This is a genomic window from Actinomyces sp. ph3 (assembly GCF_000308055.1).
Lineage (GTDB): Bacteria > Actinomycetota > Actinomycetes > Actinomycetales > Actinomycetaceae > Pauljensenia.
Map to the genome: position 1 here is coordinate 181490 of NZ_CAGY01000005.1, position 16595 is coordinate 198084.

Genomic DNA, 16595 nt, shown 5'->3' on the forward strand with positions numbered 1-16595 from the left:
ATGGGAATTGAAGAAAGCCTGCCTGCAGGCATTGCCCTGGCAAGCATGGAGAAGATCCTCGGTCTTGCTCGAAAGCACAGCCAGTGGCCAGTCACCATGGGCTTGGCGTGCTGCGCAATTGAAATGATGGCAGCCGGAACTCCCCGTTTCGACATGTCGCGTTTCGGTTTGGAAGTTTTCCGCGCATCGCCGCGTCACTCCGACCTCATGATTGTCTCCGGACGTGTTTCCCACAAGATGGCTCCCATCGTGCGCCGCGTCTATGACTCAATGGCCGATCCCAAGTGGGTCATCTCCATGGGTGCCTGCGCATCTTCGGGCGGTATGTTCAACAACTACGCCGTCGTTCAGGGATGCGACCACATTGTTCCCGTCGATGTGTACCTTCCCGGCTGCCCGCCTCGTCCCGAGGCCTTGATTCACGCAATCCTTACACTGCGTGAGCAGATCGGAAGTGAACCGCTGGGCGCACACCGTCGCGAAATTGCTCGCAAGGCTGAAGCAGCAGCACTTGCTGCGACCCCGACTCACGATTTGAAGGGATTGCTGGCATGAGCGAAGAAATTAATCGTTTCGGTGCCGAGCAGCCCGAGGTCATCAAAACCCGTCAGGGTCTGTTCGGAGCTCCGGATCAGGGCGATACCACGGGCTTCTCGCAGCAAGTAACTGTTGCGCGCACTGCGCCCGCAGCAGTGCGGCCCTATGGTTCGTACTTCGATCAGATCGTTGACATCCTCGAGGAATTGATTGCCGCCGATGGGCTGGCAGTTGCGGATGTCATTGAGAAGGTCGTCGTTGAACACGGTGAACTCAGCATCTTCATCCCGCGTGAGCACATCCGCCGCGTCGCGCGCTACCTGCGTGATGATCAGGATCTGCGTTTCGAGATGTGCCTGGGAACTAACGGCGTGAACTACCCCGAAGATCAAGGCCGTGAACTCCACGCGATCTACCCCTTCATGTCGATCACGCACAATCGCATGATCCGTCTGGAAGTGACCTGCCCGGATTCGGATCCGCACATTCCCTCGATCGTCGATATTTACCCGGCGAACGACTGGCAGGAACGCGAAACATGGGACCTCATGGGAATTGTTTTTGATGGGCATCACTCGCTGACACGAACCGCTATGCCTGATGACTGGGTAGGTCACCCGCAGCGTAAGGACTACCCCCTGGGTGGTATTCCCGTGGAATTCAAGGGTGCAGTCAACGCACCTGCCGACACTCGGAGGTCGTACAACTAATGACTACTCCTTCACTTCACGCTGCAGCATCAAGTGCAGGCCTGGACATTGACGAGGTTCCCGAGGTTCTTGCCCAGGGCGGAGACTGGAACGACGTTATCGCTGAGATCGAGCGCATCAACCATGAGCGCATCGTGCTCAACATGGGTCCTGTCCACCCCTCAACCCACGGCGTTCTTCGCCTGATCCTCGAGCTGGATGGTGAAACCGTTCGCGAAACTCGCGTTGACACGGGCTACCTTCACACCGGTATCGAAAAGACCATGGAATACCGCACGTGGACCCAGGGCGTCACGCTGTGCACTCGTATGGACTACGTGGCTCCCTTCTTCCAGGAAGTGGGTTACTGCCTGGCCGTTGAGAAGCTCCTGGGGATCACGAATGATGTGCCGGAACGCGCAAACCTCATTCGTATCCTGATGATGGAAGTCAACCGCATCGCCTCGCACATCGTTGCAATCGGTACCGGCGGTAACGAGCTTGGCGCGACGACCATGATGACTATTGCCTTCAGGGGACGTGAAGAGATTCTGCGAATCTTCGAGCGCATTACCGGTCTGCGTATGAACCACGCATACATCCGTCCCGGTGGTGTGGTTCAGGACCTGCCCAGCGGTATGGTCCCGTACATCCGCGAAAAGCTTCCGAAGGTGCGAAACGATATCGGTGAGCTCCAGGACCTGGTTCTGGCAAACCCGATCTTTAAACAGCGCTTCATTGGTGTTGGTTACATGCCGCTGTCAGCAATGATGGCCCTGGGCTTGACCGGTCCGTCCCTGCGAGCAGCCGGCTTGCCCCAAGACCTTCGTAAGGATCAGCCTTACTGCGGTTACGAGAATTTCGAATTCGACGTTCCCACCTATGACTCGAACGACGCCTACAACCGTGTTCGCGTGCGTTTCGATGAGTGCTACCAGTCGCTGCGTATTGTCGAGCAGGTCCTTCGCCGCTTGGAGGCAACTGAAGGCCAGCCCGTCATGGTTGCCGACCCGCATATCAAGTGGCCCGCACAGCTTTCAGTTGCAACGGACGGCCAGGGTAACTCAGCCGAACACATTGCGAAGGTCATGGGAACTTCAATGGAATCCCTGATCCACCACTTCAAGCTGGTCACCGAAGGATTTAGGGTCCCCGCCGGCCAGGTCTACCAGACCGTTGAGCACGCAAAGGGCATTTTGGGTGTCCACCTGGTTTCTGACGGTGGAACTCGTCCCTTCCGCGCGCACTTCCGTGACCCTTCATTCGCAAATCTGCAGTCTCTGGCCATGATGACGGAAGGCGGCCAGCTGGCCGATGTCGTTGTCTCGCTGGCCACTCTCGACCCCGTTCTGGGAGGCGTTGATCGATGAGCTATCCCGTGGAAACCTATGAGCGCCTTGCAGGTGAGGCACGCGAAATCATCGCGCGCTACCCCCAGGGCCACGCTCGTTCCGCACTGCTTCCCATGCTTCACCTAGTCCAGTCTGAAGACGGCTATGTGAGTGCAAACGGAATCGCACTATGCGCTGAACTTCTGGGTATCACTCGCGCAGAAGTTTCTGCAGTTGCGACCTTCTATACCCAGTACAAGCGTCACCCCACGGGTGAATACCTCGTGGGTGTGTGCACCAATGCTCTGTGCGCCGTCATGGGTGGCGATGAAATCTGGGAGGCCGTCAGCGAAAAGGTTGGTGTCGGAACCGACGAAACCAACGAGGCCGGAACCATCACCCTTGAGCGCCTCGAATGCAACGCGGCCTGCGATTACGCTCCCGTTGTCATGGTGAACTGGGAGTTCTTCGACAACCAGACCCCCGAATCCGCATGCGCCCTCATTGATGACATCGAGGCCGGTAAGCCCTTGCACCCCACCCGCGGAAGTGCTGTGCTGCCGACCTTCAAGGAAACCGAGCACGTCCTTGCCGGCTTCCTTGACGGACACGAGAACGAAGGACCCAGCGCCGGCGAGGCCTCGACGCTGGGACTGAGGATCGCCGAAGAACGCGGCTGGAGCGCTCCGGCTGACGTTCCTGCGGAAGAAGGAAAGGAGAAGGACGGTGAGTGAAACAACCGTGGCCCTGACCCCGATTCTGACCCGCGGATGGGGAAGCGATCGCTCGTGGACTTTGGAGTCCTACCTGAGCCGTGGCGGCTATGAGGGACTCAAGAAGGCCAACACCATGGAGCCCGCCGAGATCGTTGAGACCGTTAAGGCCTCTGGCTTGCGAGGCCGTGGTGGTGCTGGATTCCCCACGGGCCTCAAGTGGTCGTTCCTTCCGCCCGATGACGGTTTGCCTCGTTATCTCGTGGTTAATGCCGATGAATCGGAACCGGGAACCTGTAAGGATATCCCGACGATTATGGCAAATCCCCATGTGCTGATTGAAGGTATTGCGATCACCTCGCGTGCCATCAATTGCCACCACGCATTTGTCTACCTTCGCGGCGAAGTCGTTCACGTCTACCGCCGCCTGATGGCTGCAGTTAAGGAAGCAACCGAGGCCGGCCTGCTGGGTGATCTTCGCATCACCGCTCACGCAGGTGCGGGTGCGTACATCTGTGGTGAAGAAACTGCTCTTCTGGATTCTCTGGAAGGCTACCGAGGCCACCCGCGTCTGAAGCCTCCATTCCCCGCTGTCGCAGGTTTGTATGCGCGTCCGACTGTTATTAATAACGTCGAGTCGATCAGCCAGGTGACCGGAATCTTCCAGCACTCCGCACAGTGGTACTCCTCGATGGGAACGGAAAAGTCCAAGGGACACGGTCTGTTCTCAATCTCAGGTCACGTGAAGAATCCGGGCCAATTCGAGGCTCCCTTCGGAATCACCATGCGTGAGCTCATTGAGCTTGCCGGCGGTATTCGCGAAGGACACCAGCTGAAGTTCTGGACTCCCGGTGGTTCTTCGACCCCGATCTTCACCGAAGCCGAACTGGACACGCCTCTGGATTACGAATCTGTTGGCGCCGCCGGTTCGATGCTGGGTACCCGTGCATTGCAGGTCTTCGATGAAACGACCTCTGTGGTTCGTGTCATTACCCGTTGGATTGAGTTCTACCAGCACGAATCCTGCGGTAAGTGCACGCCCTGTCGTGAAGGAACCTACTGGCTCAAGCAGATCATGCTCCGCCTGGAAGCAGGTAAGGGCCAGGAAGGCGATATCGATCTTCTGGACGAGATCGCACACAACATTTTTGGCCGAAGCTTCTGTGCTCTGGGCGATGCGGCAGCAACCCCGATCATGTCGGGAATTAAGAAGTTCCGCGAAGAATTCGAGGCCGGGCTGACCACGCCCGCGCGCGAATTGTTCCCCTACGAGGCCTCGAGCAACTTTGCCAAGGGAGGAGTTCGATGAGCGAGAACCTAGTGAAGGTCACAATCGACGACGTCGAATTGGACGTTCCCGCAGGCACCCTGGTGATCCGTGCGGCCGAGCAGGCCGGAATTCGTATCCCGCGTTTCTGTGATCACCCGCTGCTTGAGCCCGTCGCCGCGTGCCGCCAGTGTCTTGTTGAGGTTGGAATGCCCGATCGCAACACCGGCGAGCTGCGATTCATGCCCAAGCCTCAGCCTTCATGTGCTCAGACTGTCACCCCAGGCATGGTGGTCAAGACTCAGCACACCTCCGAGGTTGCCCGTCGCGCCCAGGAAGGCGTGATGGAATTCCTGCTGATCAACCACCCGCTTGATTGCCCAATCTGCGACAAGGGCGGCGAATGCCCCCTGCAGAACCAAGCGATGAGCGAAGGCCGCGAGAGCTCGCGCTTCATCGATGCAAAGCGCACGTATCGCAAGCCTTTGAAGCTCACCTCGCAGATTCTTCTGGACCGCGAGCGTTGCATCCTGTGCCAGCGCTGCGTGCGCTTCGGTAAGGAAATTGCGGGCGACCCCTTCCTTGATCTTCAGGGACGAGGCGGTGGCACCGCGCCGACCGAGCACCATCACTTCATGGGTGAGCAGGTTGGCTCCTTTGATACCGCGGTCTTGGATTACTTCAACCCGCAGGCAAAGGACAATGTCAAGGCGGGAATTTCCGGACCTTACGGTCAAGAAGGCATTATCGGCTCCCTCAATGAAGGCGATCTTGCCCCCAATGATCGTGATGTTTCGGGCCGCGCATTCGCCTCGTACTTCTCGGGAAATATCATCCAGATCTGCCCGGTTGGTGCTCTGACCTCGAATGATTACCGCTTCCGCGCACGCCCCTTCGACTTGGTATCTACCGCTTCGGTAACCGAGCACGATGCTTCCGGTAGTGCGATCCGCGTGGATATTCGCCGCGGCGAAGTTCTGCGTCGTCTGGCTGGAAATGATCCCGAGGTCAACGAAGAGTGGATCACTGACAAGGATCGCTTCGCATTTAAGTGGTCCGGTGTCCAGCGCCTCAACACTCCTTTCGTTCGCGAGAACGGCCAGCTAGTTCCGACCTCGTGGTCGGATGCCTTGGACCGTGTCCATCGTGCGCTTGCCGGCCTTTCCGGTGACCAGGTTGGTTTTCTTCCCGGTGGCCGCCTGAGCTTCGAAGATGCTTGGGCATGGTCGAAGTTTGCGCGTTCCGTTGTTGGATCCGATTCCATCGATATGCGTTCGCGCAGCCACAGTGAAGAGGAACGTTCATTCCTTGCTGCCCACGTCGCAGGTAGCGGATTGGGTGTCACCTACTCGCAGCTTGAGAACGCCGGCCAGGTCCTCCTGGTTGGACTCGAACCCGAGGATGAGTGTGGTGCGATCTTCCTGCGGATGCGCAAGGCCACTCGCAAGGGCAAGCTCCGCGTTGCTTCTTTGGCTCCGATGACTTCCCGAGGCCTCGCCAAGCTTTCTGGAGAGCTGCTCCGTTGCGCTCCCGGAACCGAGGTCGAGGTTGCCGCTGAGATCCGCGAGGGTGGTGAGTTCGCTGATCTTGCCTCGCGTCTTGACGGGGGAGTGATCCTGGTTGGCGAGCGCGCAAGCCGAACGCCGGGTCTGCTCAGTGAAGTTGTTCGACTGGCAGAGCGCACTCACTGCCGTATTCAGTGGGTCCCTCGCCGCGCCGGTGAGCGCGGTGGAGTGGAAGCCGGTCTTCTTCCCGGTCTTCTGCCTTTCGGCCGTGCGCTTGCCTCTCAAGAGGCTCGCGAGTCTTTGGCATGGGGAGAGATTCCCGCTCAGCGCGGTCTTGATGCCACGCAGATGTTGGAAGCTGCAGCTGATGGTCGCGTTAAGGCACTGGTTGTCGGTGGCGTTGACCTTCGTGACTTCGATGATCCGGCTGCCGCACGAAAGGCGCTTGATCAGGTTGATTTCTTGGTGAGCCTTGAGGTTCGTCGCAGTGAGGTGACCGATCGTGCAGATGTGATCTTGCCGGTCGCACCTCCGCTGGAAAAGAACGGAACCTTCATCAACTGGGAAGGTCGCCTGCGTCCCTTCGGCCAGGCCATCGCCTCGCGTTCACAGACCGATCGACTGGTCTTCGATGCGCTCGCCAGTGAGTTTGGCGTGGATCTTGGTCTGCACGACCTCGTGGGTCTGTACGACCAAGTGAATCCGCTCATGCAGTGGAACGGTCAGCGTGAAGAATTCGTTCCGGCGAAGGCCTCGGAATTGGTTGAGGTCGGCCAGGGCGAGGCGCTTCTTGCCACCCACAAGCCGATGCTTGACGCAGGTCGTCTGCAAGACGGCGCAAGCATGCTGGCGGGAAGCGCACGACGTCCAGTCGTCTTCGCCTCGCGCGCAACTGTCGCGGGCCTCGGCATTGACGAGGGCGAGGAACTCACGCTCAGTACCCAGCGCGGAAGCGTTACGCTTCCCCTGCAATTTGCTGATCTTCCCGACGGGGTTGTCTGGGTGCCCGAGTGCTCCCAGGGATCTATCGTCCACGAATCATTGGGGAACTTCGGTTCTTCTGTCACCTTGAGCGCAAAGGGGGAGGTGGCCCGATGAACCTGATCCCCCTGGATGTTCCCACGTACACCGCTGCGGACTTTACGCAGGAAACCTGGTGGTTGACAGTCCTCAAGGCCGTTTTCATCATCGTTTTCCTGATTCTCAACGTTCTGCTCGCCCTGTGGGTTGAACGTCGAACGATCGGACGCATGCAGACCAGGCCCGGCCCGAATGTTGCCGGTCCCTTCGGCTTGTTCCAAGCAATCGCTGACGCCGTGAAGCTGCTCTTCAAGGAAGACATGTGGACGCGTAAGGCCGATAAGTTCATTTATCTGCTTGCGCCCTCGATCTCGGCATTTGCAGCATTCTCGATCTTCGCCGTGATCCCCATGGGACCGAATGTTTCGATCTTCGGTCACTCCACACCGCTGCAGCTGGCGGATATGCCGGTCGCTGCCCTGTACGTTCTAGCGATTTCTTCGCTGGGTCTGTACGGCATTGTGCTGGGTGGTTGGTCCGCGTCCTCGACGCTTCCCCTCTACGGCGCGGTTCGTTCCTCGGCACAGGTGATCTCCTATGAGCTTTCCATGGGAATGTCGCTGGTTGCGGTGTTCTTGATGGCCGGCTCGATGTCGACCTCGCAGATCGTGGCCTCGCAGGCGCAGACCTGGTGGTTCCTGCCCCTGGCACCCGCCTTCGTGATCTACCTGATCTCCATGGTCGGTGAAGTTAACCGTCTTCCCTTCGACCTTCCCGAGGCCGAAGGCGAATTGGTCGCCGGTCACATGACCGAGTACTCCTCAATGAAATTCGGTTGGTTCTACCTGTCTGAATACGTCAACATGTTCAACGTTTCAGCGGTGGCGACGACCATGTTCTTTGGCGGCTGGCACGCCCCCTGGCCCCTCTCGCACATTGAGTTCCTCAATGGCGGCTGGTTCGGAATCTTGTGGTTCTTCCTCAAGATGTGGTTCTTCATGCTCCTCATGATCTGGACCCGAAGCACCCTGCTGCGTTTCCGTTACGACCAGTTCATGCAGCTGGGCTGGAAGCGACTGATCCCGATCTCGCTGGCCTGGCTGGTCATGGTTGCCATTATTCGGGCAATTACCCAGTGGGTGTCTTTGACCCTGCCGCAGCTGATCGGTGGCGTTGCTGGAATTTTCGTTATTGCATTGATCGTCATGTGGTTCGCAGATTCGCGTGATGCTCGTAAGGAAGCTCTTGCGCAAGCTGAGAAGCAAGAGCGCTTGGCGAACTTTGATCCCATGGCGGATGGCTTCCCGGTACCTCCGCTTCCGGGACAACAGCTACCGCCCTCGCCGCGCGCAAACCGCGTGGTCACTGCTGCCGCATTGGAGGAGACGAATGACTGATCAGAACGACAGCCAGAATCTGCGTTACGAGCAGGATCCGAAGGGGCCGATCGGTCAGTTCTTCGCTCCCTTCGCGGGCTATGGAGTGACCCTGTCCTCCTTCTTCCGCCCGACCGTGACCGAGCAGTACCCCTTCGAGGGCCCCTTCGTCGAGCCTCGTTTCCACGGACGTCACCAGCTCAACCGCTACGCGGATGGCTTGGAAAAGTGTGTGGGTTGTGAACTTTGTGCATGGGCATGCCCCGCGGACGCCATCTACGTCGAGGCCGCATCGAATACTCCCGAGGAACAGTACAGCCCCGGTGAACGCTACGGTCGCGTCTACCAGATCAACTACTTGCGCTGCATTTTCTGCGGATTCTGCATCGAGGCTTGCCCGACTCGCGCCCTGACCATGGGTCACGATTTCGAGCTTGCCGAGTATCGCCGCGCTGATGACATCTATGAGAAGGACCAGCTTCTGGTTCCGCTCTCAGAGGGAATGCTTCAGCCTCCGCACCCGCAGGTGGAAGGCTTTAGCGATGGTGACTACTACCGCGGCGCGGTACAGGGCCCCACACAAACTCAGATTGATTGGGTACGCGAGCATCGTCCAGATGATCCCTCCCTTGCAACTGCCCGTCCCGTCAATGAGGAGGCGCGTCAGGCATGACCTTAATGAATTGGCCTGAAATGGCATCGACGGGGGAGGCGATCCTCTTTGGCTGCGTGGCGGTCTTCATGGTCGCATGCGCCCTGGGCGTCCTCTTTTTCAAGAAGGCCGTTTACTGTGCGATCTGCATGGTCGGAGTCATGCTCGGCCTTGCGATCTTGTACCTCATGCACGGGGCAGCATTCTTGGGCACGGTCCAAGTTGTCGTCTACACCGGCGCAATCATGGTTCTCTTCCTCTTCGTCATCATGATGATCGGCTTGAGCGCCTCTGATAACTACGCGCGTCAATCGCGTGGACGCATCGTCACCTCGGTGCTGATGGCCCTTGGCCTGGGCGCGATCCTCATCGGCGCAATTGCTCGCTCGCGCACCGCGGGAAGCTCGGCCTCGCTCAGTGACGATCCCTACTCGAACGCACCGATCACCGACTTGGCGGCAACGCTGTTCTCGCGCTACTGGTTCTCAATGGAGCTCGCGGGAATTCTGCTGATTACCGCAGCAATCGGCGCGATGCTACTCACTCACTCCGATCAGCTCGGTCCGGTACTCACCCAGCGCACGACAGCAGAAGCGAAGATGCGCGCCTTCAAGGCCTCGGGACGTCGAATTGGACAGCTCCCGGCCCCCGGCGTGTACGCCCACTCCAACGCGGTTGATGTTCCCGCACTTTCGGGTGAAACCCACGAACCTGTCGAAGACTCGGTTCCCAGGGTTCTGCGTGTGCGTGGCTTGGATCGCGTTGTTGGTCAGGTTGAGCCTGAGGTTGCGCAGTCGCTGGCATTGGCCAAGGGCGGCTCCCTCGACCACACGATCTTCGATCCGGCTCACCCCAGCACTCACGAGCGTTCTCAGGCATGGGGTATGCCGGGTGCCGCAGCTCCCACTGGTCTGAAGCAGCCGCAGGCTCCCCAGACCGCTGATGAAGGGAAGGAAGAAGAATGAGCCTTGCAGCCTACTTGGTGCTCTCGGGGATCCTCTTCGCGATCGGAGCAGCCATTGTTTTGGTCCGTCGCAGTGCGGTGATCTCCCTCATGGGAGTCGAGCTCATGCTTAACTCCGCGAACCTTGCCTTCGTGACCTTCGCACGAATCCACGGAAATGTTAGTGGCGAAATCATGGCCTTCTTCGTCATGGTCGTTGCTGCCGCGGAAGTTGTTGTCGGCCTGGCAATCGTCGTGTCCATCTTTAAGTCACGCGTCACTACAAACGTTGACGACCTCGATCTGCTGAAGAACTGAGGAGTAAGCCGGAATGACATTGACACTTTTCAGCACCGCGGCACAGGTCGCAGCTCCTGGCCAGCCCACGGGAATCATTTCCCTGGCATGGCTCATGATTGCGATCCCCGCCGTTTCCAGTGCGCTCCTCCTTGTATGCGGACGCCGCTCCGATCGCTGGGGCCATCTCCTGGCAACTCTGGCATCGTGGGCATCCTTCGCTGTTGGACTCGGCGTCATTATCGCCATGCTCTCCGCAGCCCCCGATACGCGCCGCTTTGAACTCCCACTTTTCTCGTGGATTCCCGCGGGCGAGTTCTCGGTGAACTTCGGCTTGATGATCGATCCTCTGTCGATGACCTTCGTCATGCTGGTCACCTTCGTCGGTTCGCTTATCCACGTCTACGCCATCGCCTACATGGCTCATGACGATGCGCGTCGCCGTTTCTTCGCCTACCTCAACCTCTTCATTGCCGCCATGCTCATCCTGGTGCTTGCAGACTCCTACGCGGGTCTCTTCGTCGGATGGGAAGGCGTGGGCTTGGCCTCGTACCTGCTCATCGGTTTCTGGAACTACGTTCCCGCCAATGCGGTTGCTGCGAAGAAGGCATTCGTGATGAACCGCGTCGGTGACATGGGCCTGCTCATTGCGATGATGGCGATGGTCGCTAACTTCTCGACCGTCAACATCGAGGAAGTGAACGCAGCGGCCGCCACGGTTTCTCCCGTTCAAGCAACCATCATTGGTTTCTTCCTGCTGGTGGGCGCTTGCGGTAAGTCGGCGCAGTTCCCCCTGCAGGCTTGGTTGGGTGACGCAATGGCCGGTCCGACCCCGGTGTCCGCGCTTATCCACGCGGCAACGATGGTTACCGCCGGTGTCTACCTGATTGTTCGTTCGGGTGCGATCTTCCAGGCATCACCTATCGCTGCTACCGCGGTTGTCATCGTCGGTGCAATCACGCTGCTCTTTGGCGCGATTGTTGGTTGTGCCAAGGACGATATGAAGAAGGTTCTTGCGGCCTCGACCATGAGCCAGATCGGCTACATGATGCTGGGTGCGGGCCTTGGCCCCATCGGTTGGGTCTTCGCGATTTTCCACCTCTTCACTCACGGTTTCTTCAAGGCACTCATGTTCCTTGGTGCGGGTTCCGTCATGCACGGAATGAATGACCAGGTCAATATGCGTCGCTTCGGTGCTCTGCGCACCGCCATGAAGGTCACCTGGCTGACCTTCGCCTGTGGCTGGTTGGCAATCCTTGGTATTCCTCCCTTCTCGGGATTCTTCTCCAAGGACAAGATCATCGAAGCAGCATTCGGTGCGACCACCTTCGCCGGTCACGAGGCCGTCTGGGCAGGTTGGGTCTTCGGCATCGTCACCATGGTTGGCGCTGGTATTACCGCCTTCTACATGTCGCGACTGTTCTTCATGACCTTCCACGGCACTGCTCGTTGGACCACCGAGGCCGAAGGTAATGGTGTCCACCCGCATGAGTCGGGTCCGCTGATGACCATCCCGATGGTGATCTTGGCGGTCTGCGCTGCTGTGGTCGGTGGCCTTCTATCGATTGGCGATGTCTTCACGACCTGGCTTGAGCCTTCGCTTGGCGTTGCTGAGCACGCTCACCCGGTTGCTCCTGAAATTGCCATCCAGATTGTCACTTTGCTTCTGGTGCTCGCCGGCGCAGCAATTGCCTGGAACATGTACGGTCGCCGTGAGGTTCCCACCGCCATCCCGGCAGGCAATGCGCTCACGCGTGCTGCCCGCGTTGACCTGTACCAAGACACCGTTAATGAAGCGCTCTTCATGACTCCGGGTATCGCCCTGGTGAAGACCGCAACCCTTGGTGATGACAAGGCGATCGACGGCGTTGTCCACTTGGTTGAAGCGGCATCCACCGGTACCGGCCGAGCGGTTGGTTTCACTCAGTCCGGTCGCGTGCGTACCTACGCCTCTTACATTCTTGGCGGGGTCGTGTGTGCCCTTGCCGCTGTCCTGGCATTTTCGCTGTGAGGAAGTAAGGATCTATGCAGATGTCTCAAATGCTCAGCGCGCCACTACCGTGGCTGTCGATTCTTGTTGCACTTCCCGCACTGGGTGCCGTGCTTCTTCTGGCGATTCCATCCCTGCGTCAAGCGGGGCGTGCCTTCGCACTCATTCTCTCGCTGTGTGAGCTGGTCGTGGCCATCGTTGCTGCGGTTGCATTCGACTGGTCGCATTCCTCCACCTACCAGCTTTCCGAGGCCTATTCCTGGATTCCTCAGATTGGCCTGAGTTGGGCGCTGGCCGTGAATGCTCTTGGCTTGGTGATGATCCTTCTGGCCGTCGCCTTGGTTCCCCTGGTCGTCGTGGCCGGATGGAATGAGGACGAGGACCCCTCTCGTACCGGTGCTTACCTCGGTTGGGTTCTGTTCTTGGAATCCTTCATGGTTCTGATCTTCGCCGCTTCGGATGTCCTGCTCTTCTACCTGGCATTCGAAGGGATGCTGGTTCCGCTCTTCGTGATGATTGGACGTTACGGAGTTGGTGAAAAGAAGGCGCGTCAGCGTGCAGCAATGAAGTTCTTGCTCTTCTCGCTGGCTGGCGGTCTGGTCATGCTCGGCGGCTTGGTCGCTATTTGGGCACTGGCTGCTCGCCGTGGCGACACGCTCTTCATGATCGATACTCTCTCGTCCGGAACTGTTGGTCTTCCCGTGGGAATCCAGATCGGCCTGTTCCTAACCTTCTTCATCGCCTTTGCGATCAAGGCGCCAATGGTTCCCCTTCACACCTGGCTGCCCGACACCGCTGAAAATGCCCGTCCGGGCACTTCGGTGCTGCTTGTCGGCATCCTGGATAAGGTCGGTACATTCGGCATGATCACCCTGTGCCTGCGTCTGTTCCCGCTGGGAGCCGCAAGCCTGCAGTGGTGGATCTGTGGATTCGCTGTCCTGTCAATCCTCTGGGGCGGTTTGGCTGCCATCGGCCAAAACGACATCATGCGCCTGGTTTCCTACACCTCGGTTTCGCACTTTGGCTTCATGGTTCTGGGCATTTTCATCGGCTCGCAGATCGCGCTGACCGGCGCCATGGTCTACATGGTTGCCCACGGTGTCTCAATCGCCGCGATGTTCCTGCTGTCCGGCTGGCTGTCGAGGCGAGGCGGAACCCAAGACATGCGCCAATACGGCGGTATGCAGCGCGTGAGCCCCGTCCTAGCTGGCCTGTGGCTCTTCTCTGGCTTGGCCTCGATTGCGCTTCCCGGCCTCTCGGGCTTCGTCCCCGAGTATTTGGTTCTTATGGGCACGTGGAAGGTTTCGACCCTTCTTGCACTCTTTGCGGTGCTGGGAGTGGTCTTGGCCGCGCTGTACATGCTCATGCCCTACCAGCGAGTCTTCACCGGTCCTCCGCGAGAGGATAAGAAGCATATTGCTGATCTGAACGGGCGTGAAAAGACCGTTATGACCCCGCTGGTCATTGCAATGCTTGTTCTGGGTATTTGGGCGGCGCCTCTGGTTTCTGCTCTGGCACCCATCGCCGATGAGGGCTCACATCTCCTCACCGCAGCGACCGCAACTCTGAGTGAAGGGAGCGCACAGTGAATTCTGTTGCAACGGCCGTTAACTTTACGGTTCCCGAGATTTCGTGGGCCGCGCTCGCGCCGGTTCTGTGCGTTCTCTGCGGAGGCATCCTTGCGGTACTGGCCGAGTCCTTCGTGCCGGTACGTGCACGCCGTGCCTCGGTCTTCGGAATTGCCGTCGTCGCGCTGATCGCTTCCGCAGTCGCTCTGGTGATGCGTTGGGCTGCCGTTCTTGGATCCCCTCAGTCCCTGGGGGAGTACATTGAGGATCCTTTGACGGTTGCAGCTCAGGGAATCTTGGTCCTGATCGCTTTCTTCGCGGTTCTGGTTATTGCCGATCGTTCCGAGGCCGGAGACGGTGCCTTTGCCGGCCAGCCTTCGGATCGTCCCGGTTCCTCCGATGAAGAGCGTTCCGATTCAAAGGGTTACCAGCGTTCGGAAATGTTTGCTCTGGTGCTCTTCTCCACCGGCGGCATGATGATCTTCCCGGCGGCGAACTCCTACATCGCGCTCTTCGTGGCTCTGGAAGTCATGTCTTTGCCGCTGTACATCCTGGCCGCAACGGCACGTCGTCGCCGTCAGCTCTCGCAGGAAGCTGCCCTGAAGTACTTCATCTTGGGTGCCTTCTCCTCTGGCTTTATGCTCATGGGTTCGGCCTTCCTTTACGGTTACTCAGGTTCGCTGCTGATCTCCAACGCGGCGACTCCCACGGCTCAGACCGCTGGAATGCAGATTCTTCTGCTCATGGGCACGGTCATGGTCATGGTCGGCCTGCTTTTCAAGGTCGGTGCTGCTCCCTTCCACGCGTGGACTCCTGATGTCTACACAGGCGCGCCGACTCCCGTTACCGGCTTCATGGCCGCCGCGGTTAAGCTCGCAGCCTTTGGTGCGATGCTTCGCTTCTTCCAGGTTGTGGCAGCACCCCTGCAGTGGAGCCTCATCCCGATCATGGTTGTTGTCATCATCTTGACCATGCTGGTGGGCACCTTCGCCGGTGTCGTCCAGATGGATGTCAAGCGCATGCTTGCCTATTCCTCGATCGCCCACGCGGGCTTCATCCTCATGGGTGTGATCTCGCTGCTGCGCTACTCTGCCGGACACGTTCTCTTCTACGTTCTGGCCTATGCGGTTGCAACCATCGGTGCTTTCGGGGTTATTACCCTGGTGCGTTCGCGCGACGATCAGGACACCATCGGTGGGGAAGTGACGGACCTGCGTCGCTGGGCGGGACTTGGAAAGACCAACCCGGCCCTGGCCTCGGCAATGCTAATCTTCCTGCTGTCTTTCGCGGGCATCCCCTTCACCGGCGGTTTCATTGCGAAGTTCGTCGTTTTCTCGGATGCTTTCGCAGCTGGAAATGCCTGGCTTGTCGCCCTTGCGTTGGCATGCTCGGCGGTCACCGCCTTCTACTACTTCCGTCTGGTTCGCGTGATGTTCTTCTCGGAGCCGCGTGAAGACGTTGCGGTTGTTCGCTCCGAAGGTTTCACAGGTGTTGCCATTACCGTGTGTGCTGTGGGTACGATTGCACTGGGACTCTTCCCGAGTCCGGTTCTGTCTCTACTCAATCAGGTGGTTGTGCTTCTCCCGTGAGCGCCGTAATCGACTTACACGTTCCTGATCTCGAGGCCCGAATTCTTCCGGGCCTCGAGGCCGTTGAGGACCGTTTGCGCCAGGCCGTGTCCCACTCTCGGGACCTGGTTACAGAATTGACGTCTCACCTAGCCCAGGCCGGTGGTAAGCGTATGCGCCCCCTGCTGACCTTGGTTGCCGCGCAGTTTGGTGATCCCGAACGCGCGTTGAGCAACGAAGTCCTCACGGCAGCAACGGGTATCGAGCTCACGCACTTGGCCTCGCTCTACCACGACGATGTCATGGATTCTGCGCCCACCCGCAGGGGGGTTCCATCGGCTCAACATCTGTGGGGCAATAACCGCGCGATTCTTGCAGGAGACATCCTCTTTGCACGTGCATCGGCCATGATTGCCACTTTGGGTGATGAAACGGTTCGCTACCACGCCATCACTTTCGAGCGCCTGTGCATGGGGCAGCTCAATGAAACCTTCGGCCCCCAGGACGGGGATGACCCGCTGAAGTTCTACATCCAGGTGCTGGCTGATAAGACCGGTTCTCTGGTGGCTTCTGCAGCGGCATTCGGTGCGATGCACGCGGGTGCGGATCAGGCGACAATTGATGCCCTCACTCAGTTTGGTGAGCGTTTGGGAGTCGCCTTCCAGATCGCCGACGATGTCATTGATTTGGGGCCCGAGGCCGGCGCTTCGGGGAAGACCCCGGGAACTGATCTTCGCGAAGGCGTGGATACTCTTCCCGTGCTTCTTCTTCGCCGCGCGCAGTCAAATGGCAATCTGGACCCCGAGGGGCAGAAGATTTTGTCCATGCTGGGTGGAGATCTTTCCTCCGATCAGGCTTTGGCTGCGCTGGTTGAACGCCTGCGTGAGCATGACGTTGTGTCGCAGACACGGGAGCTTGCTCGTCAGTGGTGCGATAGCTCTCTTGAATGCATTGCCGACCTTCCCGATGGGGAAGCCAAGCAGGCTCTGATCTCTTTTGCCCACCTGATGGTGGATCGCGTCGCCTGATTGCGCCGCACCCCTCTTGAGGCGTGCCCTGACCTTCTCAGCTGCCCTGCAGGTCGTCTAATTGTAGGATTGGGACAGGATTAGGGTCGCCTTCCTTGGCGGCCAGAGAAG

14 protein-coding genes are annotated in these 16595 nt (G+C 58.8%); all 14 read left to right on the top strand.

Annotated features, from left to right (window positions below; all coding sequences use genetic code 11):
* Genes HGAS_RS06020 through HGAS_RS06085 form a run of 14 tightly spaced genes read left to right on the top strand, consistent with a single transcriptional unit; the run spans position 1 to position 16484 of the window.
* Positions 1–555, top strand: coding sequence for an NADH-quinone oxidoreductase subunit B (locus tag HGAS_RS06020; protein WP_009408599.1), 555 nt, complete (start codon positions 1–3; stop codon positions 553–555).
* The gene (locus HGAS_RS06025; RefSeq protein ID WP_019126943.1) at positions 552–1247 is read left to right on the top strand and encodes an NADH-quinone oxidoreductase subunit C; all 696 of its coding nucleotides are present in this window, start codon (positions 552–554) and stop codon (positions 1245–1247) included. The genes HGAS_RS06020 and HGAS_RS06025 overlap by 4 nt, the downstream gene beginning before the upstream one ends.
* Entirely contained in the window at positions 1247–2596 is a 1350-nt protein-coding gene (locus HGAS_RS06030) for an NADH-quinone oxidoreductase subunit D (protein ID WP_019126944.1), read from the top strand. Before HGAS_RS06025 ends, HGAS_RS06030 begins: the two co-directional genes overlap by 1 nt.
* Positions 2593–3291: an NADH-quinone oxidoreductase subunit NuoE gene (nuoE, locus tag HGAS_RS06035; protein ID WP_009408602.1), complete on the top strand. Its 699-nt coding sequence runs from the start codon at positions 2593–2595 to the stop codon at positions 3289–3291. The genes HGAS_RS06030 and nuoE overlap by 4 nt, the downstream gene beginning before the upstream one ends.
* A complete protein-coding gene (gene nuoF / locus HGAS_RS06040) occupies positions 3284–4579 on the top strand; it encodes an NADH-quinone oxidoreductase subunit NuoF (protein WP_019126946.1) in 1296 nt (431 codons plus the stop codon). The genes nuoE and nuoF overlap by 8 nt, the downstream gene beginning before the upstream one ends.
* On the top strand, positions 4576–7140 hold the full coding sequence (locus tag HGAS_RS06045) for an NADH-quinone oxidoreductase subunit G (RefSeq protein WP_019126947.1): 2565 nt from the start codon (positions 4576–4578) through the stop codon (positions 7138–7140). The genes nuoF and HGAS_RS06045 overlap by 4 nt, the downstream gene beginning before the upstream one ends.
* The gene (gene nuoH, locus HGAS_RS06050; RefSeq protein WP_019126948.1) at positions 7137–8459 is read left to right on the top strand and encodes an NADH-quinone oxidoreductase subunit NuoH; all 1323 of its coding nucleotides are present in this window, start codon (positions 7137–7139) and stop codon (positions 8457–8459) included. Before HGAS_RS06045 ends, nuoH begins: the two co-directional genes overlap by 4 nt.
* A complete protein-coding gene (gene nuoI / locus HGAS_RS06055) occupies positions 8452–9111 on the top strand; it encodes an NADH-quinone oxidoreductase subunit NuoI (RefSeq protein WP_019126949.1) in 660 nt (219 codons plus the stop codon). Before nuoH ends, nuoI begins: the two co-directional genes overlap by 8 nt.
* Positions 9108–10055, top strand: coding sequence for an NADH-quinone oxidoreductase subunit J (locus HGAS_RS06060; protein ID WP_019126950.1), 948 nt, complete (start codon positions 9108–9110; stop codon positions 10053–10055). Before nuoI ends, HGAS_RS06060 begins: the two co-directional genes overlap by 4 nt.
* Positions 10052–10351, top strand: coding sequence for an NADH-quinone oxidoreductase subunit NuoK (gene nuoK / locus HGAS_RS06065; RefSeq protein ID WP_009408608.1), 300 nt, complete (start codon positions 10052–10054; stop codon positions 10349–10351). Before HGAS_RS06060 ends, nuoK begins: the two co-directional genes overlap by 4 nt.
* A gap of 13 nt (positions 10352–10364) precedes the next feature.
* Complete coding sequence (gene nuoL, locus HGAS_RS06070) at positions 10365–12341, top strand: NADH-quinone oxidoreductase subunit L (RefSeq protein WP_019126951.1); 1977 nt, start codon at positions 10365–10367, stop codon at positions 12339–12341.
* A gap of 29 nt (positions 12342–12370) precedes the next feature.
* The gene (locus HGAS_RS06075; protein ID WP_026066682.1) at positions 12371–13909 is read left to right on the top strand and encodes an NADH-quinone oxidoreductase subunit M; all 1539 of its coding nucleotides are present in this window, start codon (positions 12371–12373) and stop codon (positions 13907–13909) included.
* Positions 13906–15477 carry an NADH-quinone oxidoreductase subunit NuoN gene (gene nuoN / locus HGAS_RS06080; protein WP_019126953.1) on the top strand — a complete coding sequence of 524 codons (1572 nt, stop codon included), beginning with the start codon at positions 13906–13908 and terminating at the stop codon, positions 15475–15477. Before HGAS_RS06075 ends, nuoN begins: the two co-directional genes overlap by 4 nt.
* Positions 15474–16484 carry a polyprenyl synthetase family protein gene (locus HGAS_RS06085; RefSeq protein ID WP_009408612.1) on the top strand — a complete coding sequence of 337 codons (1011 nt, stop codon included), beginning with the start codon at positions 15474–15476 and terminating at the stop codon, positions 16482–16484. Before nuoN ends, HGAS_RS06085 begins: the two co-directional genes overlap by 4 nt.
* The last annotated feature ends 111 nt before the right edge of the window (positions 16485–16595 follow it).